The 20,840-nt window shown below is 70.2% G+C and carries 17 protein-coding genes; 8 read left to right on the top strand and 9 right to left on the bottom strand.

Annotated features, from left to right (window positions below; translation table 11 throughout):
- Positions 1 to 4: 4 nt before the first annotated feature.
- Positions 5 to 808, top strand: a complete 804-nt coding sequence (locus ACFU7D_RS03130; protein ID WP_378863175.1) for an MBL fold metallo-hydrolase — start codon at positions 5 to 7, stop codon at positions 806 to 808.
- Positions 809 to 820: 12 nt separating this feature from the next.
- On the opposite strand, the gene ACFU7D_RS03125 is transcribed toward ACFU7D_RS03130, so the two are convergent.
- Positions 821 to 3,568, bottom strand: coding sequence for an AAA family ATPase (locus ACFU7D_RS03125; protein ID WP_378863172.1), 2,748 nt, complete (start codon positions 3,566 to 3,568; stop codon positions 821 to 823).
- Between the two features lie 570 nt (positions 3,569 to 4,138).
- Between ACFU7D_RS03125 and leuS the strand changes: the two genes are divergently transcribed.
- From leuS to holA, 6 genes are all read left to right on the top strand, one after another.
- Positions 4,139 to 6,622, top strand: a complete 2,484-nt coding sequence (gene leuS / locus ACFU7D_RS03120; protein WP_378863169.1) for a leucine--tRNA ligase — start codon at positions 4,139 to 4,141, stop codon at positions 6,620 to 6,622.
- 7 nt (positions 6,623 to 6,629) lie between these two features.
- Positions 6,630 to 7,412, top strand: a complete 783-nt coding sequence (locus tag ACFU7D_RS03115; protein ID WP_378863195.1) for an aminotransferase class IV — start codon at positions 6,630 to 6,632, stop codon at positions 7,410 to 7,412.
- Between the two features lie 153 nt (positions 7,413 to 7,565).
- Positions 7,566 to 8,426: a DegV family protein gene (locus ACFU7D_RS03110; RefSeq protein WP_378863166.1), complete on the top strand. Its 861-nt coding sequence runs from the start codon at positions 7,566 to 7,568 to the stop codon at positions 8,424 to 8,426.
- Between the two features lie 115 nt (positions 8,427 to 8,541).
- Positions 8,542 to 9,429 (top strand): helix-hairpin-helix domain-containing protein, encoded by an 888-nt coding sequence (locus ACFU7D_RS03105; protein ID WP_378863163.1) that lies wholly within the window; start codon positions 8,542 to 8,544, stop codon positions 9,427 to 9,429.
- Complete coding sequence (locus tag ACFU7D_RS03100) at positions 9,426 to 11,714, top strand: ComEC/Rec2 family competence protein (RefSeq protein ID WP_378863160.1); 2,289 nt, start codon at positions 9,426 to 9,428, stop codon at positions 11,712 to 11,714. The genes ACFU7D_RS03105 and ACFU7D_RS03100 overlap by 4 nt, the downstream gene beginning before the upstream one ends.
- Positions 11,715 to 11,743: 29 nt before the next feature.
- Complete coding sequence (gene holA, locus ACFU7D_RS03095) at positions 11,744 to 12,727, top strand: DNA polymerase III subunit delta (protein ID WP_378727732.1); 984 nt, start codon at positions 11,744 to 11,746, stop codon at positions 12,725 to 12,727.
- Positions 12,728 to 12,896: 169 nt separating this feature from the next.
- Here the strand turns inward: holA and rpsT are convergent, their stop codons facing one another.
- Complete coding sequence (gene rpsT, locus ACFU7D_RS03090) at positions 12,897 to 13,157, bottom strand: 30S ribosomal protein S20 (protein WP_378863157.1); 261 nt, start codon at positions 13,155 to 13,157, stop codon at positions 12,897 to 12,899.
- A 309-nt stretch (positions 13,158 to 13,466) separates the two neighbouring features.
- Between rpsT and ACFU7D_RS03085 the strand changes: the two genes are divergently transcribed.
- Positions 13,467 to 15,326 (top strand): AMP-dependent synthetase/ligase, encoded by a 1,860-nt coding sequence (locus ACFU7D_RS03085; RefSeq protein WP_378863154.1) that lies wholly within the window; start codon positions 13,467 to 13,469, stop codon positions 15,324 to 15,326.
- Here ACFU7D_RS03085 and ACFU7D_RS03080 read toward each other — a convergent pair.
- From ACFU7D_RS03080 to ACFU7D_RS03050, 7 genes are read right to left on the bottom strand one after another with little or no spacing between them, the layout of a single operon-like run.
- Positions 15,311 to 16,264, bottom strand: a complete 954-nt coding sequence (locus ACFU7D_RS03080) for a hypothetical protein (protein WP_378863151.1) — start codon at positions 16,262 to 16,264, stop codon at positions 15,311 to 15,313. The genes ACFU7D_RS03085 and ACFU7D_RS03080 overlap by 16 nt on opposite strands.
- Before the next feature lie 25 nt (positions 16,265 to 16,289).
- Entirely contained in the window at positions 16,290 to 17,342 is a 1,053-nt protein-coding gene (locus tag ACFU7D_RS03075) for a WD40 repeat domain-containing protein (RefSeq protein WP_378863148.1), read from the bottom strand.
- A 15-nt stretch (positions 17,343 to 17,357) separates the two neighbouring features.
- Positions 17,358 to 17,855 (bottom strand): DUF4919 domain-containing protein, encoded by a 498-nt coding sequence (locus ACFU7D_RS03070; protein WP_378863145.1) that lies wholly within the window; start codon positions 17,853 to 17,855, stop codon positions 17,358 to 17,360.
- On the bottom strand, positions 17,852 to 18,922 hold the full coding sequence (locus ACFU7D_RS03065; RefSeq protein WP_378863142.1) for a hypothetical protein: 1,071 nt from the start codon (positions 18,920 to 18,922) through the stop codon (positions 17,852 to 17,854). The genes ACFU7D_RS03070 and ACFU7D_RS03065 overlap by 4 nt, the downstream gene beginning before the upstream one ends.
- The gene (locus ACFU7D_RS03060; protein WP_378863139.1) at positions 18,922 to 19,419 is read right to left on the bottom strand and encodes a DUF4919 domain-containing protein; all 498 of its coding nucleotides are present in this window, start codon (positions 19,417 to 19,419) and stop codon (positions 18,922 to 18,924) included. Before ACFU7D_RS03060 ends, ACFU7D_RS03065 begins: the two co-directional genes overlap by 1 nt.
- Positions 19,416 to 20,465 carry a hypothetical protein gene (locus ACFU7D_RS03055; protein WP_378863136.1) on the bottom strand — a complete coding sequence of 350 codons (1,050 nt, stop codon included), beginning with the start codon at positions 20,463 to 20,465 and terminating at the stop codon, positions 19,416 to 19,418. Before ACFU7D_RS03055 ends, ACFU7D_RS03060 begins: the two co-directional genes overlap by 4 nt.
- Positions 20,465 to 20,767, bottom strand: coding sequence for a hypothetical protein (locus ACFU7D_RS03050; protein ID WP_378863133.1), 303 nt, complete (start codon positions 20,765 to 20,767; stop codon positions 20,465 to 20,467). The genes ACFU7D_RS03055 and ACFU7D_RS03050 overlap by 1 nt, the downstream gene beginning before the upstream one ends.
- Positions 20,768 to 20,840: the final 73 nt, after the last annotated feature.

The raw sequence follows: 20,840 nt of genomic DNA, 5'->3' as shown, positions 1-20,840 counted from the left end.
TGCGATGGACCTCACCCTCACTCACGTCGGAGGACCGACGACGCTCCTCGAGGTGGCCGGGTGGAGGATCCTGACCGACCCGACCTTCGACGCCCCCGGCCGGACGTACCGGTTCGGCTGGGGTACGTCCTCACGGAAGACCGCGGGTCCTGCGGTCCTCGCCGCCGAGATCGGCCCCATCGACGCCGTCCTCCTCACCCACGACCATCACGCCGACAACCTCGACGACGCCGGCCGGGCGCTGCTGCCGGGTGCCGGGGTCGTGGCGACCACCGCCTCGGGCGCGGTCAGGCTCACCAGGTCGGGCCTGGGCCGGACGGTCAGAGGTCTGCGGCCATGGCAGACCACGGTGCTGCAGGCGCCGGACCGCCCGACGCTCACGGTGACCGCGACTCCCGCGCGTCACGGTTTCCTCGGCAGCAGACCGATCGTCGGCGACGTCATCGGCTTCTCGCTGACCTGGGAGGGGCAACAGCACGGAGCCGTCTGGGTCTCGGGGGACACGGTGCTCTACGGCGGTCTCGGCGAGGTCGCGAACCGGGTCGACGTCGGAACCGCGATCGTGCACCTCGGGCGCGTCGGATTCCCGGTGACCGGCCCGCTCGCCTACACGATGGGCGGGCGGGACGCGGTCGAGCTGTGCGGGCTGCTCGACCCGGTCACGGTGGTGCCGGTGCACTACGAGGGGTGGTCGCACTTTCGTCAGGGGAAGGACCGGATCCTTGCCGACGTGGCCGATGCTCCGCCCGGGATCGCGGACCGCTTCCGTTGGCCGACACCGGGCGTTCCGCTCCGGCTGCCGGTGTAGACCTGGGCGACCCTAGGCGTTCAGACGGTCGGCCAGCTGCCGGCGAGAGGAGATGGCGAGCTTCTGGAAGACCTTCCGCAGGTGGTAGTCGACGGTGTTCGGGCTGATGAACAGGTTGGCGGCGATCTCGGCGTTGGTACGCCCGGACGCGGCCAGGCGCGCGATCGTGTGCTCCTGGGTGGTGAGCTCCAGCGGCGGGTTCGCCTCGGCGTCCACGACGTCGTCGGCCCGGACGCCGAGAACCTCGAGCTCGGCGAGAACTCGCGGGACGAAGATCTCCGCGCCGCTGTGGCGCAGGTGCTGCAGCGCGAGGCGGAGCTGCTCGGCCGCCTCGCGACGGCGCCGGACGCGACGGAGCCATTCGCCGTAGAGCAGGTACGACCGGCCGAGCTCGGTCTCGGCCAGCGTCTTGTGCAGGGCCGCGACCGAAGCGAGGTAGTGGGTCTCGGCCTCGTCGTCGGGGCTCACCAGGGCGAGCGCGCGCTCGGCGACCCCCTCGCACCACGGCATGCCGTTCACCGCGGCCCGGCTCGCCAGGTCCTGAACCACCCGCTGCGCAATGTCTGGGTGGCCGGAGCGTACGGCTGACTCGACGAAGTCGGCGTACCAGATCGGGGTGACCTGGAGGAACGGGTCCTCGACCAGCGGTCTGTGGCGCTGGTAGGCGTCCTGGTAGCGCCGGTCCGCGAGGTCACGCGCGACCAGCCCCTCGATCCCCGAGGACCGGACCCCGCCGAACCCGATCGCACCGGCGCCGTCGGCCACGGCCGCCACCAGCTCGCGTGGCTCCCCGGTCCAGGCCATCACCGCGACGTTGGGCACGTTCGCCTCCTCGTAGCCCATCGCGCCGCGTACCTCTCGATGCATCTCCACGCAGCGACCCGCCCGGTGCAGGGAGCCGCCGTAGACCTCGGAGAGGGCCATGATCCACAGCAGCGTGTCGAGCACGAGCAGAGCGCCTCGGTCGCGTGCGGCGCGTGCGGCCCGGTCGAGGCCGGCGGCTCGGCTCCCGTCGTCCCACAGGTAGCCACCGAGGCCGGCGATCACGCTGCCGAAGTACATGATCTCGTCATCGGGCAGGGCGAGCACCGCGTCGAACGCCGCGCGCACCTTCGGGTGCGCCGTGTCGTACGGCTCCAGGATCAGGGCGGCCAGTCCGCGCAGCACGACCGACCATCGACCGTCCAGGTCCGCGCCCGCGAGCATCCGCCGGCCCAGCTCGGCCTGTGTCACGCCGGTCATGAGCCGGTCGGCGCTCGAACATCGGTCGAAGGCCCGAAGCAGCGCGTCCTGCTCGCGTACGTCGTCGAGTCCGTGGAAGAGATCGGCGGCCCGCAGGTGGTCGGCCGCACCGCTCATCACCCCGTCCCGCTCGGCGTGCAGCAGCGTCAGCGCGCTGCGGATGATCAGCGCGCGGCCGCGGGTGACCGCGCCGGCCGACTCCTCGTCGAGGTCGTCGACGAGCCGCTGCGAGAGGTGCGTGGCGCCGACGGCCAGGGCCGCCTCGGCGGCGCCGACCTGCCGTGCGGCGCGGGCCTCTCCCGGCGGGCTCAGCTCAGCGGCACGGGCGAGCAGACGCGCACACGAGACCAAGCCGCCGCGGCGGGCGGCCAGGTCCGCGGTCAGGTCCAGCCGGGCGGCGACCTCCTCGTCGGTCCCGACGACGGCCCGGGCCGCGTGCCAGGCCTCCGCCTCGGTCAGGTTCGCCCGGTCGGCCGCGTGCGCGAGGGCACGGTGGACCCGGCGTCGTTCGACGCCCGAGGCCGCGTTGTAGACCGCCGAGCGCACCAGGGGATGGCGGAACCGTACGGTCGGGGCGAGCTGGACGAGCCCGGCGACCTCGGCGCGGTCGGCGTCCTCGAGGGTGAGGCCGAGCTCCGTGCCCGCGGCCGCGAGCAGGTCGATGTTGCCGGTGGAGTCCGCCGCCGCCAGCAGCGCCCAGGTCTGGACCGCCCGGTCGGCCTGGCGAGCCCGGCGTACGTAGTGGGCCTCCAGATGGCGACCGACGGGGACGGGCTCACCGGCCATCCCCAGGTCCGGCAGCTCGTGGACCAGCGACTCGCCGGCGAGGTCGATCAGGGCGAGCGGGTTGCCGCCGGTGGCCTGGGCGATCGCCAGGGCCACCGAGGGCGGGAGGGGTTCCGCCGCCGCACGGTTCAGCAGCCGCACGGCGGCATCGGTGTCCAGGCCGGTCAGCGCGAGCTGGGGCACGCCACCGAGATGCTCGGCCAGGCCGGCCTCGTCGCGCCCGGCGAACATGACCGCGACCCGCTCCACCGCGATCCTGCGGGCCACGAACGCCAGCGCGTCCAGGCTCTCCGGGTCGAGCAGATGGGCGTCGTCGATCGTGCAGACGATGCCGTGCCCGTTGCTCGCGGCGGCCAGCAGCCCGAGGACGCCGAGGCCGACCAGGTAGCGGTCCGGCGGTGGTCCGTCGGCCTCGCCCGAGGCGACGAGCAGGGCGCGGCGCTGCTGCTCCGGGAGCAGCTCGCTCTCGGCGTGCAGCGACGTCACCAGCCGCTGGACCGCGGCGAACGCCATGTCGGACTCGGACTCGTAGCCGTCGAGCCTGACCACCCGGATGCTCGTGCCCGCGGTGGCCGCGGTGAGCAGGGCGGACTTGCCCATGCCCGGTTCGCCGAGCACGGCGATCGAGCCGCCCTTTCCGTTCCGCGTGCGGCTCAGCAGTCTGGCCAGGCGTACCTGCTCCGGGTCTCGGCCGACGAGGGCGGCCTGGTGCTGCTCGGGGGCGCTCTGCACGAGAACGACGGTAGCTACCGGGGAGGGTATGTCGCATGACCCAAATGGAGCAGTCCCGGGTGGTGTGCCGGCTCGGCAGCGTGAATGCGAGAGCCCCTACGACCGGGTCGCAGGGGCTCCGAAGCTTGGACTCCGCTGCTCGGAGCGTTCCTTGGATGAGATGGGGGGGTCCTCATTCACGACCGACATCACGAGCAGCGGAGCGCCGCCAGTTTGGCACGCTCAGATGCGCCGTCGCAATAGGTGAAGGCCCCTCCGGCGGTATTTTCTGTCGGTCGATCTGCAGGGCGGAACTCATGAGGTATCGAAAGTGCTTTTCTAGAGGACTTCGACCCTGTCATCGGTACCGGGCGCGGGAGTATGGCGGGACTGCGAATGACGATGGCGGCGGTGGTCGGCTACCCTGGACACATGCAGATGTCTGTCCTGCTTCTTAGGCAGCCGCGCTGACCCTGAGGGACACACCCCGGTCACGCGGCTACCCCTCCATGTGAGGGGCCTTTTTAGTTCTATGGAGCTTTGTTCCAGAAGCAGTCTTGACGCACGACACTCGACAAGGACGAAAGACCAATGACGCAGGAGCAGGCCGAGCAGGCGACGTACGACGTCACCGAGCTGCAGGACAAGTGGCGCCCCATCTGGGAGAAGCTGGAGCCGTTCAAGGCAGGCCAGCGCGAGGGGGCCGAGAAGCGCTACGCGCTCACGATGTTCCCCTACCCCTCCGGCGACCTGCACATGGGTCACGCCGAGGTGACCGCCCTGCACGACGTCCTCGCCCGCTACTGGTGGCTGAAGGGCTACGACGTCCTGAACCCGATCGGCTGGGACTCCTTCGGCCTGCCCGCCGAGAACGCCGCGATCAAGCGCAACGAGAACCCCGCCGGCTGGACCTACGCCAACATCGAGACCCAGGCGGAGTCGTTCAAGCGCTACGGCATCTCCTTCGACTGGTCGCGCCGTCTGCACACCTCCGACCCGGAGTACTACAGGTGGACGCAGTGGATCTTCCTGAAGCTGTACGAGGCCGGCCTGGCCTACCGCAAGAAGTCCCCGGTCAACTGGTGCCCCAACGACCAGACCGTGCTGGCCAACGAGCAGGTCGTCAACGGCGAGTGCGAGCGCTGCGGCGCGGTGGTCACCAAGCGTGACCTGACGCAGTGGTACTTCCGCACGACCGCTTATGCGGAGGAGCTGTACAACGGCCTGGACCAGCTGCAGGACACCTGGATCGGCAAGGTCGTCAACATGCAGCGCAACTGGATCGGCCGGTCCGAAGGCGCGCACGTCGACTTCGAGATCTCGCTGACCTCTGGTGAGAAGCGGACGGTGACGGTCTTCACCACCCGCCCCGACACGCTCTACGGCGCGACCTTCATGGTCGTCGCCGCCGACGCCGACCTGGCTGCCGAGATCGTCGCGCCCGAGCGTGCCGCCGCGCTGGAGGGCTACCTGGAGGACGTACGCAAGGCCTCCGACATCGACCGGCTGGCGACCGACCGTCCCAAGACCGGTGTCGACCTGGGCGTCACCGCGACCAACCCCGTCAACGGCGAGCAGATCCCGGTGTGGGCGGCCGACTACGTGCTGGCCGACTACGGCACCGGCGCGGTGATGGCGGTTCCGGCCCACGACCAGCGCGACCTGGACTTCGCCAAGGCGTTCTCGCTGCCGGTGCGTCGCGTCGTGGACGTGCCGGGCGCCGACAACCCCGAGGAGACGTACGTCGCGACCGCGGGTGACGGTGCGTACGTCAACTCCCCGGAGCTGGAGGGCGTGGCCGACAAGGCGAGCGGCATCCACAAGATCATCGAGAAGCTGGAGGCCGAGGGCCACGGCAAGGGCACGATCAACTACCGGCTGCGTGACTGGCTGCTGTCGCGGCAGCGCTACTGGGGCGCGCCGATCCCGATCGTGCACTGCCCGGTCGATGGTGAGGTGGCGGTGCCTGACGACCAGCTGCCGGTGCAGCTGCCCGATCTGGCCGGGGCCGACCTGAAGCCGAAGGGCGTCTCGCCGCTGGCGGCGGCCTCCGAGTGGGTCAACGTCTCCTGCCCGAAGTGTGGCGGCCCGGCCACGCGCGACTCGGACACGATGGACACCTTCGTGGACTCGTCGTGGTACTTCCTGCGCTACCTGTCGCCGACGGACGAGACCCAGGCGTTCTCCTCCGAGCTGGCCAGCGAGTGGGGTCCGGTCGACTTCTACCTGGGCGGCGACGAGCATGCCGTGCTGCACCTGATGTATGCCCGCTTCTTCACCAAGGCGCTGCGCGACATCGGCCTGATCGACTGGGACGAGCCGTTCTCGGCCTACCTGTCGCAGGGCAAGGTGATCAACGGCGGCAAGAAGATGTCGAAGTCGCTGGGCAACGGCGTGAACCTGTCGGACGTGCTGGAGGAGTTCGGCGTCGACGCGACCCGGCTGACCCTGGTCTTCGCCTCCCCGCCGGAGGACAACATCGACTGGGCCGACGTCTCGCCGGCGGGTTCGGTGAAGTTCCTGCAGCGGGCCTGGCGCCTGGCCGGGGACGTGACGTCCGCGCCGGGTGTCGATCTGTCTGGTGGGGACGTGGCGCTGCGGCGTACGACCCACAAGACCATCGCCGAGGCCGAGCAGCTGATCGAGTCCTACCGGTTCAACGTGGTCGTGGCCCGCGTGATGGAGCTGGTCAACGCGACCCGGAAGGCGATCGACTCGGGTTGTGGTCCGGCTGATCCTGCCGTACGCGAGGCCGCGGAGACGGTCGCGATCCTGCTCTCGCTGGTCGCGCCCTACACCGCCGAGGAGATGTGGGAGCGCCTGGGGCACGAGCCGACGGTTGCGCGGGTGGCGTGGCCGACGCCTCTGCCCGAGCTGCTCGTGGAGGACGTCGTGACCGCTGTCGTGCAGATCAAGGGCAAGGTGCGTGCGCGCCTGGAGGTCTCGCCCTCGATCTCCGAGGCCGACCTGGAGGCCGCCGCGCTGGCCGACCCGACGATCGCGGCCGCGATCGAGGGTCAGACCGTGCGCAAGGTCATCGTCCGCGCGCCGAAGCTGGTCAACATCGTCGTCTGAGGTCGACCTGGCAACGATCCGGGGTCGGGAGGCGACGCCTGCCGAGCTCTCGGCGCTGGCGCTGACCGGCCTCGGGCACTTCACCTCGATGCACGTCGAGGACGGTGGTGTACGTGGCCTGGACCTGCATCTTGACCGGCTCGAACGGGACTGCCGTGCGGTGTTCGGGGTGGAGCTGGACCGGGCGCAGGTGCTGGCGGAGATCCGTGACGTGTCTGCTGTCGGTCCGGAGTCGTACACGATGCGCGTCACTGTCTATGACCCACAGATCACTCTCGGCAACGTCGGGGCGGTCGAGCCCCGGCCGGTCGCGCTGATCACCACGCGCCCTGCCGGCGCGGGACCGCTGCCGGCACTGCGGGTCATGACCGAGCCGTTCCAGCGTGACGTACCCGGGGTCAAGCACGTCGGCCTCTTCGGCCAGCTTCATCACCGGGTCGCCGCGAAACGCGCCGGGTTCGATGACGTGCTCTTCGTGGACCCGGCCTCGGGGCACGTGAGCGAGGGATGTACGTGGAACGTCGGCTTCGTCACTCATGACGGTGACGTCGTCTGGCCGGAGGCGGCGGTCCTCCCAGGAGTGACGATGGCGCTGCTTGCGGCTCGGGCGCATGCGAGCCGGCCCGTCCTGAGAGGCGACGTGTCGAGGATGCGTGCTGCGTTCGCGACCAACGCGAGCATCGGGGTACGTCCGATCAGTTCCGTTGACGACCATGGTTTCGATGTCCGGGATCCCGTGATCGCCGAGCTGCAAACGGCGTACCGCCGGATTCCTGGTCAACGGCCGTAGTGCCGTTCTTCGCGAGATCGCACATGTGCGGGGTTCTGTCGTCGCAAGGTCGTGCGTGCGCGGTGACTTCCATGCATGTGCGCGATTCTCGCGGGGCGGAATGGCTGGAACGCTTGGTTCTGGCCGAGTAGGGAGGCCCGATAGGCTTCTGACATGGCCCGGGTAGCGATCGTGACCGACTCGACCGCGATGCTTCCATCCGATCTCGGGGATGCCGCGGAGCTGATCACATCGGTGCCGTTGCAGGTGATCGTGGATGGGACGTCGTACGACGACGGGGTGGAGGAGACCTCGCCCGAAGCGCTGCTGACGGCGTTGGCGGCGCACAAGACGGTGACGACCTCTCGGCCCTCGCCGGCACTGCTGGCCGAGGCCTACGCGAAGCTCGCGGCGCAGGGTTTTGAGGAGATCGTCTCGATCCACCTCTCCGCGGAGCTGAGCGCGACGTGCGAGTCCTCGATGCTCGCGGCCCGCGAGGCTCGGGTGCCGGTGGTCACCGTTGACACGCGGCTGGTCGGACCGGGGGTCGGGTTCGCGGTGCTGGCGGCCGCGGAGGTTGCCGGTCGCGGCGGGAGCGCTGCCGAGGCGCGCGAGGCCGCGCTGTCACGGGTTGCCGCGACACGCTCCTACTTCTACGTCGACACGCTCGAGTATCTGCGCCGAGGTGGGCGGATCGGTGCTGCTGCCGCGCTGCTCGGGACGGCGCTGGCGGTCAAACCGCTGCTCACGATCGAGGAGGGGCGGGTCGTGCCGCACGAGCGCGTGCGTACCGCTGAGCGGGCGATCGCGCGGCTGCAGGCGCTCGGGGTCGAGGCCGGTGAGGACGCTGACGGGGTCGAGGTCGTCGTCGCTCATCTGGGCAGCCCGGACCGGGCCGGTGCGATGGCCTCGGGGCTGTGTGACGAGCTGAACGGCAAGGTCAACGGCGACGTACGTGTCGGGGAGCTGGGTGCGGTGCTCGGTGCGCACGTGGGGCCTGGTTGTGTGGCGGTCGTTGTGGGGCCCAAGCTCTGATTCTGGCCCCTTTCTTGGGCCGGTCACTGTCCACAGGGGCCGTTGAGGATCGGGTTGTCCACAGGCGCTGAGAACGCGCTCGGAAGTGTCGGCGCGGGCGCATAGCTTCGGCGTCATGCGGACCCGACCGACCTCTGATCACGCCGATGCCGTCGCCCGACGGCTGGAGCAGCTGCGCGCCGAGATCGACCCGCCGGGGGAGGAGGACGAGGGCGAGGAGGACTGGCAGCCGCCCTGGTGGGACGGGCCGAGAGCGACCGACACCGCGGAGCTGGATCCGTTGGTGCCGGTCCCGGGGCGCCACGCGTCTCGGCGTCAGGTCGTGATCTCGCCCGACGCGGTGCTGCCGGAGCCGCTGCGCGGGCGGGTGAGCCTCGGCCCCTGGCATCTCGTCGTCGTCGCGCTGGTGCTGGTCGTCGGTCTGGCGGTGGCGTGCTGGTGGATGATCCGCGCCGACCCGGAGGTGATGCCGGCCGCTCGCGCCTCACCCTCGGCCTCCCCGCTGGTCGTGCTGCCGACCGGCTCGGCCGCGCCCGGGAGCGTGGCCGCGGTGCCGTCGGGCGGAGCATCGGCGGGGACGGTGACGGTCGACGTGGAGGGCAAGGTGCCCAAGCCCGGCATCGTCGTGCTGCCGGTGGGCTCGCGGGTGGTGGATGCCGTCGAGGCTGCCGGCGGGGCTTCCCACAAGCAGCTCGCCGGGCTCAACCTCGCTGCCCTGCTCAGCGACGGTCAGCAGATCGTGGTGGGATCGCCGAACGGGCCAGTAGGCGGGCAGCCCGGCTCCGGTGCCCCGGCGGCCGGAGCGCCCGGGGCGGGGGTGAGCCTCAACACCGCCTCCATGGAGGAGCTGGAGACGTTGCCCGGGGTGGGGCCGGTGACGGCGCAGGCGATCATCGACTGGCGCACCACCAACGGCGCGTTCACCTCCGTCGACGAGCTGCTCGAGGTCGACGGGATCGGGCCGAAGACCTACGACTCGTTGGCGCCGCTGGTGACGTTGTGAAGGACCTGCGACTGCCGTTTCTCGGGGCCGGTGCGTGGGCGGGGGCATTGGCCGGGCCGGTGGTGGTGGCCGGCGGACGGTGGGGCGCGGCTCTGCTGGTGGTGCTCGCTGTCGTCGTCGGCATCGGCGGTGGATGGGCCGTTCGGAAGCGCCGTCCGACGGCGCTGGGCCTGGTGCTGATGATCGCCGGGACCGCGGTCGTCGCGGGCCTGTACGCCGCCCGGGTCAGCGACAACCCGGTGGCGGACCTGGCCGAGCGCAAGGCGCAGGTGCGGGTGATCGCCACGGTCACGACCGACCCGAAGGAGGTGCGCGGTCAGCACGCGACATACCAGCTCCGGCGCGCCAGCGTGCGGGAGATCAGGGGCCGTGGGGTGGTCTACCGGCTGCGTACGCCGGTGGTCGTGCTCGGCGACGACGCCTGGGCGGACATCCCGCTGGGAGCGACGGTGTCGACGAATGGACGCCTGGCGAGGAGTGACTCGCACGAGGAGTCAGCTCTTCTGATCGCCGGCGAGCCGCGGGTCGTCTCCGGTCCGGGGGTCTGGTGGCGAGCCTCCGAGACGCTGCGTGGCTCGATCCGGGACGCAGTGGCACACCGGCCACCCGACCAGGCAGCGCTGGTCCCGGCGCTGGTCGACGGCGACGACACCGGCCTCTCCGACGACCTGGCGGACGACTTCCGCACGACCGGACTCACCCACCTGCTCGCGGTCTCGGGCACCAACCTGACCCTGGTCGTGGGGTTTCTGCTCATTGTGGCCCGCTGGGCCGGGGTGCGGGGGAGAGGGCTGTACGCCGTCGGCGTGCTCGGCATCCTCGGGTTCATCGTGCTCGCCCGCACCGAGCCGAGCGTGGTGCGGGCCGCCGCGATGGGTGCGGTCGGGCTTCTCGCGATGACGCACAACGGACGCCAGCGAGCGTTGCGCGGGCTCGGTGCGGCGGTGATCGGGCTGCTGCTGATCGACCCGGGGCTGGCGATCTCGATCGGGTTCACCCTCTCGGTCCTGGCCACGGCCGGCATCCTGCTCTTCGGGCCACCGTGGCGCGACGCCCTGAGGCGTTGGATGCCGCAGTGGTGCGCGGAGGCGATCGCGGTCCCGGCAGCGGCGCAGCTGGCCTGCACCCCGGTGGTCGCCGCCATCTCTGGCCAGGTCAGCCTGGTCGCGGTGCTCGCCAACCTGCTCGTCGAGCCCGCCGTGGCGCCGGCGACGGTGCTCGGTCTCCTGGGAGGTCTGCTCGGTCTGGTGTGGGGCCCGCTCGGGATGGTCGCGGGCACGATCGCGACCTGGTGCGTGGCCTGGATCATCGCGGTGGCTCGCTTCGGCGCTGGGCTGCCCACGGCGGAGGTCGGCTGGGCGACCGGGCCGCTCGCCCTGGTCGGACTGGTGGTCGTCTGCGCGGCGATCGCCTTCCTGGCGCCGCGGATCCTGCGACATCCGGTGACCGGCGTGGCCGGATGCCTCGTGCTGCTCGCGGTCGCGCTGGTGCGACTGCCGAGCCCGGGCTGGCCGCCGCCGGGGTGGGTGCTCGTGATGTGCGACGTGGGGCAAGGAGACGCCCTGGTGGTGCGCACCGGGCCGGGCAGCGCCGCCGTCGTGGACGCCGGGCCCGATCCGGACCTCGTCGACGACTGTCTCGACCACCTCGAGATCGAGGAGGTTCCGCTCGCCGTGATCACCCACTTCCACGCCGACCACGTCAACGGCATCGAAGGCGTCTTCGCCGGGCGGCAGGTCGGTGAGCTGTGGACCTCGAGGCTCCAGGACCCGCCCGAGGGCGTGCGGGTTCTCGGGGAGGCCGCCGGTGCGGCCGGGGTGGTGCCGGTTCCGGCGCCCTACGCGGCCACGACCACTATCGGCGAGGTGCGGATCCAGGTGCTCTGGCCGACAGGCGAGTCCGACACCCGCGGCCCCGGGGACGGCTCCACCGCCAACGACGCGAGCGTGGTCCTCCTCGTCGAGTCCCGCGGCCTGCGTCTGCTGCTGACCGGCGACATCGAGCCGGAGGGACAGGACCAGCTCGCCGACGACCTGACCGAGCTCGACATCGACGTCCTCAAGGTGCCCCACCACGGCTCTCGCTACCAGGACCTCGACTGGCTGCGTACGCTGCGGGCTCAGGTCGCGCTCACATCGGTCGGTGCCGGCAACGACTACGGCCATCCCGCCACGGCCACCGTCCAGGGGCTCGAGGAGAGCGGCACCGAGGTCTACCGCACCGACCGTGACGGCTCGGTCGCGGTCCTCGAGTCGGGAGGTGAGGTGGCCGTGGTGACGCAGTAAGTGTCGGTGCTGTGTGGGAGGGTTTGAGCATGGCACGCACCGCCTCCGCACCGAGCCCTACGGGCAACCTGTCTGCCTCCGACGTCCTGGGTCGGGTGACGCTGGTGACCGGCAAGGAGGAGTTCCTGGGGGAACGTACGGTCGCGTCGGCGAAGGCCGCGGTCAAGGCCTATGACGCCGAGGCGGAGGTCTCCGAGGCGACCGCCGCCGACTTGACGCTGGCGACGCTCGGCGAGCTGAGCGCACCTTCGCTCTTCTCGAGCATCCGCTGCGTGGTGGTCCGCAACCTGGAGAACCTGCCCGACGAGTCGGTCGCGGGCCTGGTGGACTATGCCGGGATGCCCTCGGAGGACGTCGCGCTCGTCCTCGTCCACGGTGGTGGGCAGAAGGGCAGCGGCACCCTCGCCAAGCTCCGCAAGCTCCCGAAGGTGACCGAGCACAAGTCCGTCGAGCTGAAGGCGCGTGAGTTCGGCAGCTTCGTGAAGGCCGAGCTGCGGCTGCACGGCGCGACCCTCGACGAGGAGGGCGCCGAGTTCCTGATCCAGGCGGTCGGCCAGGATCTCCGTGCCCTGTCCGCCGCGGCGAGCCAGCTCGCCAACGACAACGAGGCGAAGCGACTCGGCCTGGAGCACGTGAAGCAGTACTTCGGCGGCCGGGCCGAGGTGAAGAACTACGTGATCGCCGACGCGATCATCTCCGGAGACCGGGTCAAGGCCCTCGAGGAGATCCGCTGGGCCCTCGACACCGGCTCCTCCCCGGTCTACGTCCTCTCGGCCGTGGCCGGTCAGCTGCGCACCGTCGCCAACCACGTCGCCGGCATCCGCGACAGCAGCACCCCTCCCTGGAAGCAGAAGTCCGTCGCCGGCCTCGCCCGCGGCTGGTCCCGTGAAGGCATCGGCGAGGCCCTCCGCTCGGTCGCCCGAGCCGACGCCGACCTCAAGGGCGCCGCCAGCGACCCGGCGTACACGCTCGAGCGTCTCGTCCTCACCATCGCCGCCCTCCGCCAGCGCTGACCCTGCCGAGGCGTCACCCCCGTCGACCGAGGCGTCACCCCCGTCGGCCGAGGCGGCAGCACGGTGCCCACTCGGCCGACGCACGTGCCCACTCGGCCGACGGGGGCGACTTCTCGGCAAATGAACAAAGCCCCCGTCGCGGAGGACGGGGGCTTCGGTGGGGCTTACCTCAGAGGGAGGAAGCCTTCTTGGCGATCGCCGACTTGCGGTTGGCGGCCTGGTTCTTGTGGATGACGCCCTTGGAGACGGCCTTGTCGAGCTTCTTGGTGGCGACCTTGGCGGTCTCGACCGCAGCGTCCTTCTCGCCGGACTCAGCGGCGGCGTGGAACTTGCGGATGACGGTCTTGAGCTCGCTCTTGACGGCCTTGTTGCGCTCGTGCGCCTTCTCGTTCTGCTTGTTGCGCTTGATCTGCGACTTGATGTTCGCCATGGGTGAATGATCTCCAGTGCTTCGACGTGTGGTGGTGCGAGCTCTCAATCCGGCCCCTCGGGGAAATGAGAGGGGAGAGGCCTACGCGAACACGCTTGCGGTCAAGATTACAGACTCGCGTGGTTTGGCCTCAAATCGCCGTACGTCACCTAGCTACTCCGGGGTAGGCTGTGGTGATCTCGGTCACGAGATTTCCGGCGGAACCCCCTGTTGCGGCTCGGCTCCAGCGTCTAGGGTCCCCCGCGCGGTCCCTCTCGTGCTAACCGCCCACCGTTCACCCCCACGCACACACTGCAGGCCAGGAGAATCATGCCGACCCAGTCCGCGATCGATCTCGCATTCCTCGACGAGATGCCGGCGAACTTCGCCCTTCACTTCCTCAACCGGGTCAAGGCGACCCCGAATGCGGAGGCGTTCCGCTATCCCGTTGTCGGCTCGACGACCGAGGCCGGCGGAGAGGAGTGGAAGTCGCTGACCTGGAAGGAGGCCAGCGACCTGGCCAGCCGCCTCGCCGCGGGCCTGATCTCGCTCGGCCTCGAGCACGAGCAGCGGGTCGGCATCGCCTCGACCACCCGTTACGAGTGGATCATCGCCGACCTCGCGGTGATGCTCGCCGGCGGCGCGACCACGACGGTCTACCCGACGACCAACGTCGAGGACACCGCCTACATCCTCGGCGACGCCGGGTGCCGCTTCGTCTTCGCGGAGGACGACGGCCAGCTCGCCAAGATCGCCGAGAAGGCCGCCGACCTGCCCGAGATCGTCAAGGTCATCACCTTCGACGGGGCCACCGACGGTGAGCGGGTCATCGGCCTGGAGGACCTGGCCGCGATCGGCGACAAGTACCTCGCCGACCACCCGGACGTGATCGAGGAGACCGCCGCCACGATCACCCCGGACCACCTGGCAACGCTGGTCTACACCTCGGGCACCACCGGCCGGCCGAAGGGCGTGCGCCTGCTCCACCGTGCGTGGGTCTACGAAGGCGAGGCCGTCCGGGTCCAGGGCGACGTGCTCGGCCCCGACGACCTGCAGTTCCTGTGGCTGCCGATGTCCCACGTGTTCGGCAAGGTGCTGCTCTCGATCCAGATCGCCTGCGGCTTCCCGACCGCGATCGACGGCCGGATGGACAAGATCGTCGACAACCTGGCGATCGTGAAGCCGACCTTCATGGGTGCGGCCCCGCGCATCTTCGAGAAGGTCCACGCCAAGATCACGATGATGGTCGAGAACGACGGTGGCGTGAAGAAGAAGCTCTTCGACGCCGCCTTCGCCAACGGCATCGCCCGCGACCGGCTGCAGCGCGAGGGCAAGTCCGTGCCGACCAGCATCGCCCTCAAGCACGCGGTGCTCGACAAGGTCGTGCTCAGCAAGGTCCGCGACCGGTTCGGTGGCCGCGTACGTTTCTTCATCTCCGGCTCTGCTCCGCTCAACCGCGACATCGCCGAGTGGTTCCGCGCCGCCGGGATCCTGATCATGGAGGGTTACGGCTCGACGGAGAACGCCGCGGGCGCGTCCGTCGGCACCCTGACGGAGAACAAGCTCGGCACCGTCGGCAAGGCGTTCCCGGGCAGCGAGGTGAAGATCGGCGAGAACGACGAGCTGCTCATCCGCGGCCCGCACGTGATGCCGGGCTACCACAACCTGCCCGAGGAGACGGCCAAGGCGCTCGACGCCGAGGGCTGGTACCACACCGGTGACAAGGCCTCGATCGACGACGAGGGTTACATCACCATCACCGGCCGGATCAAGGAGCTCTTCAAGACCTCGGGCGGCAAGTACGTCGCGCCGCCGGCGATCGAGTCGAAGTTCGCCGCGCTGTGCCCCTACACCAGCCAGTTCCTCGTCTTCGGTGCCAACCGCAATTTCGTCAGCGCGCTGATCGCGCTCGACCCCGAGGCGATCGGCGCCTGGGGCGCGGCCAACGGGCTGGAGGGGAAGTCCTACGAGGAGATCGTCACCTCGCCGCAGGTGCGCGAGCTGATCGGCGGCTACGTCGACGAGCTCAACGCGAGCCTCAACCGCTGGGAGACCATCAAGAAGTGGGAGATCCTCGAGCACGACCTGACCGTCGAGAGCGGTGAGCTGACCCCGTCGCTGAAGGTGAAGCGCAACGTCGTCGAGGCCAAGGAGCAGGCGCGGATCGACGCGTTCTACGCCGGTTCCTGACCCCACCCCTGGCGCTCCGCCAGCCAGTCCAGACACACCTCGCCCTGCCACCGCTGCATCCTGCGGAGGTGGGGCGAGGTCGTCTTGACCGGCTGGTCGGCGGCGGCCAGGAAGTAGCCGGCGAAGAGGGCCAGCACGGAGTCGATGGCCTCCGGTGCGGCCTGCGATAGCAGCGGGTGCGTGGCCAGGAACGACTCGGTGTCGAGGCCGTCGCCGCGCGGCCCGACCAGTAGGAGGAGCGAGTCGATCCAGTCGGCGCCGAGGACCGGCCAGGTCCACTCGACCAGCAGGACGCCACCGTCGGGGCGGATGAGGATGGTGTCGTCGCGTACGTCCAGGTGGACCAGCGTCTCGCCGGCGGTGTGCTCCGCGAAGCCCGCTGCCAGGGAGGCCGCCCGGTCGGCGTGCGGGTAGCCGGCGACCCGGTCCCACAGCCCCGGATGGGCGGCGTGCTCCTCGGCGAAGGTCGGCCAGCCCATGCCCGGGGCCGGGGTGAGCGCGGCGGCGGTCTCGACCAGCGCCTGCGAGACGAGCTCGAGATCCGGTGCGGTCCATGGCCGCGAGGGCAGCCGCGCCTCGACATGCTCGAAGGCCAGGACGACCCACTCGCCGTCGTCGAACCACTTCAGCTTCGGGGCGGGGACCCAGCCGGCGAGCTTCTTCAGCTTCGCCGCCTCCTCGCGATAAAGCGCCGCGGAGTCACGCTGCGCCTTGGCGGAGGCCGCCTTCACGAAGTGCTGGGAGCCGTCCTGGCAGGTCAGCACCGAGGCGAAACCCGGCGTGAACCCGGCCCCCCACGACTCCGCCGAGACCACCGGCCCGCCGCCGAGCCGCTTCTCGATCGCGGCCCGCAGGAACGGGGGCAGGTGGGGCCACTCCAGGCGGCGGGCGGTCTGCCCGTGCGGGATGTTCGTCGGGATCGCGGTCACGACGAACATCCTTGTGTACGCCGCCCCGGATGCGCTACTGCGGCATCGGCGGCTGGTCGAACTGCCCGACGGCCTTGCCGGTGGCGACGTCCCAGGCGGCCACGCCGTCCTCGGCCGAGGCGGTGTAGAGGGTCTTGCCGTCGGAGCTGAAGACCAGCTTCGATCCCGCCACCGCCGCCGGCGTGATCGCGCGAGAACCCGCCGAACCGCCCAGTGCCGTGGGCGTCCACAGGGTCAGCGGCGCCTGGCCGGAGGCGTCGGCGGTAGCCAGGGAGCGCCCGTCCGGCGAGAAGGTGAGCGCGCTGGCTTCGATGCCGGGGAGCGACTCGGCAGCATCGAACGTCTCGGCGTCCCACAGCGTCGGGTAGCCCTCGGTGGTGGCACCGGCGATCCAGCGCCCGTCGGGGCTCCAGACCGGGTCGGCCCCGTTCGCGGCGGCGACGGTGCCGACCTCGTCGCCCGAGTCGGCCTCGAGGATCGAGACGCTGTCGCCGGAGGCAACCGCCACCAGGTCACCGTCGGGGCTGAACGAGATCGCTCCGATCCCGTTGCCGAGATCGGTGCTCGCCACCTCGTCGCCGTCCTCGACCGACCAGATGATCAGGTCGCCCTCGAGCCCGGCGCCGGCCACGAGCCGACCGTCGGGGCTGAACGCGATCTCGCCGACCGGGCTCGCGTCGGTGACCTTCGGGTTCGGCAGACCCTCGAGCCGCTGGACCTCCTCGTCGCCGTCGACCTCGACCAGCGCGATGTCCGAGCAGCCGACCTTCCGCGCCACCAGGGTCAGGTCCGGGCTGATGGCGCGGTAGCCGGTCTCGGAGATCGTCTCGTACGCACCGCCGGCGGCGTTCCAGCGACAAGTGCCGTCGGTGCAGCTGGCGACGACGTACGTCCCGTCGGCGGCCAGAGAGCCGGCGTCGACCCGCGACGGCATGACCGCGGCGGCCAGGCTGATCGAGCCGCCGGACGTCCCCAGCGAGGAGATGTCACAGCCGTCCTGGTCGGGGTCGCTTGCACAGCCGGCCAGGAGCGCAGCGGCGAGCACGCCGACGATCGGGAGGCTGAGGACGTACGTTCGGGGTTTCATCGGTCCTTCTGGGGATCAGGCGAACGAGCTGACGTCGAAGTGGACGACGGTGCCGTCGGTGCAGGTGAGGCGGTCGAGGCGACGCCCTCCGGTCTCGACGAGATCCTGGCGGTCGCGGATCTTGTCGAGGGATCGGAGCATGTCGTACTCGTCGTTGATACGCAGCACCGACCACGGATGTTGCTCGCTGCCGTCGCCGGTGGAGCGGATGCTGCGCAGTGCGGCCCGGGCGACCTGGCGCTCGCGCGCCGCGGCCCGCTCATCCCCGGATCCCGCCAGCGCGGTGGCCATCCGCAGATGCGCCGAGGGGCTGAAGATCGCCCCCGGCATGACCCGCTTCAGCTCGGCGGCGGCCGCGGCGTACGACCCCTCGGCGAGCAGCCTGTCCACGGAGTCGAGGTCGAGGTCGGGGGTGAAACCGGCCGAGCCGCGGACCGCGCGGCGAAGCGGCCCGAGAGTCTCGGGACCGGGGTCGTCGAGGTAGGCGGCGACCAGATCGGCGTACGTCGTCATCGCGACTCCTCCAGGATCCGGTTGAACTCCTCCTCGGTGAGGTTGTTCAGGTAGTCGCGGCCGGCGTTGCGGGCGTCCTTCTCGACGGGCTGGTTGTAGTACTCGTCGAACGTGGCGCCGTTGTCGGTGCTCTTGTAGTCGTCGAAGTTCTCCTCCCACTCCTCGGCCTGCTCCTCGCTGATCCCGTCCGCCTTGTGCTCGTCGAACGGGTCGTCCTCCCACCAGAACTGCCAGTCGTTCTTGTCGTCGATGGCCTCGTGCTGGCGACCGTGCCGGACCTCGTGGGCCACGGTGTTGATCAGCTGGCCGGGGTCGTCGAGCACGTTGGGGTTGAGCGCCATCGTGGGCTCTTCGTCGCTCCAGTAGCCGTAGGTGATGCTGCCGTCGTCCCAGGTGTCGTTGCCCAGATCGCTCCAGTCGATGGTGGGCATGTCGACGCCGCTCTCCGCGGCGATCTTCTTGACCATCTCCTCGAGCACCGCCTTGCGCTCCTCGATGGTGAGGGTCTCCCACTTCTCCGCGATGGCCGGGTCGATGTTGCCGTACTCATCGCCCTGCTCGTCGATTCCGGTCGGCAGGCCGCGCGCGAGGATGGCGTCGACGCCGACCGCCTTGGCGAGGGCCTTCTCGATCTCGTCGGCGAGCTCCTGGGCGATGGTCTGGCGGCTGTTGCCCCACTCCTCGGCCTCGAAGCGGCTCTTGAACGTCGGAGGGGTGGCGGTGCTGGTGACCGAGCCGTCGTCGCCGACGGTGAACTCCTGGGTCTTGGCGCGGTCGAGGACGCCCTGGACGAGACGCTCGATGGCCTCGACCTCGGGCTCAGCGGTGTAGAGGGCTTTCTGCATGCCCTGTTTGGCGGTGATGTGGGTGCTGAGGTCAGTGACGAGCTTGTCGCGGTGGCCTCGGGCGGCGTCCGCGGCGGCGCCGGTCCAGGACTTGGCCACGCCGTTGGCCTCGAGCTCGTCACGGCTGGTCTCCAGGTTGCGGAGGTCGGCCTTGAGCCCGTCGCCGGCATCACCCAAGGGCGCTGCCTTCCAGGTCTTGACCTGGCCGAATGTGATCGCCATCAGACGAGGGCGGTCGCGTCGAAGTGAGCGAATGTCCCGTCGGTGCAGGTGTGGCGGTCGATACGCCGCCCGTCGGCCTCGAGGAGATCCTGTCGCCCGGGCACCTTGTTGAGGGCGCGGAGCAGGTCGTACTCGTCGTTGATCCGCAGCACCGTCCAGGGGTGCTCCTCGGTGCCGTCTCCGCTCGCCCGGATGCTCCGCAGCGCGGCGCTGGCGACCTGGCGCTCGCGGGCGGCGGAGCGCTCCTCACCGGAGCGCTCCAGCGCGGTCGCCAGACGCAGGTGGGCCGACGGGCTGAAGATCGCCCCGGGCATGAGGGCGCGCAGCGCGGTCGCGGCCTCGGCGTAGGCTCCCTCGGCGAGCAGCTTGTCGATCGCACCCAGGTCGAGGTCGATGGTGAAGTTGGCCGAGTTGCGGACCGCGCGGCGCAGCGGCGCCAGCGTCTCGGGGCCGGGGTCGTCGAGGTAGGCGGTGACCAGGTCGGCGTACGTCGTCATTTCGACTCCTTCAGGAGGCGGTCGAGCTCAGCGGGCGTCAGGTTGTCGAGATATTCGCGGCCGGACTTGCGGGCATCGGCCTCGACGGGCTGGTTGTAGTAGGCGTCGTAGTCCTTGTCGGGGCTCTTGTAGTCGTCGAAGTTGTCCTCCCACTCCTCGGCCTGCTCCTCGGTGATGCCGTCCTTCTCGTGCATCTCGAAGGGGTCGTCCTCCCACCAGAACTGGAAGTCGTTGTTGTCGTCGATCGCCTCGTACTGCCGGGCATGGCGCATCTCGTGAGCCACGGTGTGCAGGATGTCGGGATTGTCGACGTTGCCCGGATTGAGGTGCACGGTGTGGTCGTCCTCGCTCCAGTAGCCGTTGGTGCTGCCCTGTGCGTCCCAGACGATGTCCTCGACATCGACGCCGTACTCCTTGGCGAGCTCCTCGATCTTCTGGTCGATGATCGCCTTGCGCTCGGCGTCGGTGAGCTGGGCCCACCGCTCGGTGGTCTCGGGGGAGGCCATCCCGCGCTGGTCGCGGGTCTGGTCGAGACCCTGGTCGGTGCCGGTCGGGATGCCGTCGGTGAGGATCTGGTCGACGCCGGCCGCCTTGGCGAGGGCGTCGGTGATGTCGTCGGCGAGCTCTTGGGCCACGGTCTGGCGGCTGGTGCCCCATTCCTCGGCTTCGTAGCGGTTGTGGAAGGTGGGTGGGGTGGCGGTGCTGGTGACCGAGCCGTCGTCGCCGACGGTGAACTCCTGGGTCTTGGCGCGGTCGAGGATGCCTTGGACGATGCGTTCGATGGCTTCGACCTGGGTCTCGGCGGAGTAGAGGGCTTTCTGCATGCCCTGCTTGCCGGTGATGTGGTTGCTGAGGTCTGTGACGAGCTTGTCGCGGTGGCCGCGGGCGGCGTCGGCGGCGGCGCCGGTCCAGGACTTCGCGACGCCGTTGGCCTCGAGCTCGTCACGGCTGGTCTCCAGGTTGCGGAGGTCGGCCTTGAGCCCGTCGCCGGCGTCACCCAGGGGCGCTGCCTTCCAGGTCTTGACCTGCCCGAACGTGATCGCCATCAGTTCGGGCCCATGACCTTTCCGCCCTTTTCGCCGGCGGCCTTGTCAGCGGCCTCGAACTCGTTGAGCGCCTTCTGCATCTCCGCGGCGAGCTTCTGCGAGCTGTCGGCCGCGGCCTTGGTCTCATCGGTCCACCGGGTGCCGAGATCGGACATGTAGCCGACCGACTCCGCCCCCGGGACCGCAGCGCCTGCCTTGGTCAGATGGCCGGCGGAATCGGCTTTGCGTACGGCACTATCGGCGTCCGTGGCGATGCCGATGGATGCCTTCATGTCCTTGGGGACGACATGAATCTCACTCATGGTCTGCTGGTCCTCCTGGGCCCGAACGGGAGACGGCTAGGGCGTGTCTTCGTAGAGACACGCCCTAGCCCGC

This window comes from Nocardioides sp. NPDC057577, assembly GCF_042801335.1.
Classification (GTDB): domain Bacteria; phylum Actinomycetota; class Actinomycetes; order Propionibacteriales; family Nocardioidaceae; genus Nocardioides.
Note: the sequence above shows the minus strand (reverse complement) of the source record. Positions and strands in the feature narration are given on the sequence as shown.

Coding starts and splice junctions, on each gene's coding strand:
- ACFU7D_RS03055 (WP_378863136.1), bottom strand. CDS start 20,465: ATGGCGATCACGTTCGGGCAGGTCAAGACCTGGAAGGCAGCGCCCCTG.
- holA (WP_378727732.1), top strand. CDS start 11,744: ATGGCACGCACCGCCTCCGCACCGAGCCCTACGGGCAACCTGTCTGCC.
- ACFU7D_RS03070 (WP_378863145.1), bottom strand. CDS start 17,855: ATGACGACGTACGCCGATCTGGTCGCCGCCTACCTCGACGACCCCGGT.
- ACFU7D_RS03085 (WP_378863154.1), top strand. CDS start 13,467: ATGCCGACCCAGTCCGCGATCGATCTCGCATTCCTCGACGAGATGCCG.
- ACFU7D_RS03060 (WP_378863139.1), bottom strand. CDS start 19,419: ATGACGACGTACGCCGACCTGGTCACCGCCTACCTCGACGACCCCGGC.
- ACFU7D_RS03130 (WP_378863175.1), top strand. CDS start 5: ATGGACCTCACCCTCACTCACGTCGGAGGACCGACGACGCTCCTCGAG.
- rpsT (WP_378863157.1), bottom strand. CDS start 13,157: ATGGCGAACATCAAGTCGCAGATCAAGCGCAACAAGCAGAACGAGAAG.
- ACFU7D_RS03080 (WP_378863151.1), bottom strand. CDS start 16,264: ATGTTCGTCGTGACCGCGATCCCGACGAACATCCCGCACGGGCAGACC.
- leuS (WP_378863169.1), top strand. CDS start 4,139: ATGACGCAGGAGCAGGCCGAGCAGGCGACGTACGACGTCACCGAGCTG.
- ACFU7D_RS03050 (WP_378863133.1), bottom strand. CDS start 20,767: ATGAGTGAGATTCATGTCGTCCCCAAGGACATGAAGGCATCCATCGGC.
- ACFU7D_RS03065 (WP_378863142.1), bottom strand. CDS start 18,922: ATGGCGATCACATTCGGCCAGGTCAAGACCTGGAAGGCAGCGCCCTTG.
- ACFU7D_RS03075 (WP_378863148.1), bottom strand. CDS start 17,342: ATGAAACCCCGAACGTACGTCCTCAGCCTCCCGATCGTCGGCGTGCTC.
- ACFU7D_RS03105 (WP_378863163.1), top strand. CDS start 8,542: ATGCGGACCCGACCGACCTCTGATCACGCCGATGCCGTCGCCCGACGG.
- ACFU7D_RS03110 (WP_378863166.1), top strand. CDS start 7,566: ATGGCCCGGGTAGCGATCGTGACCGACTCGACCGCGATGCTTCCATCC.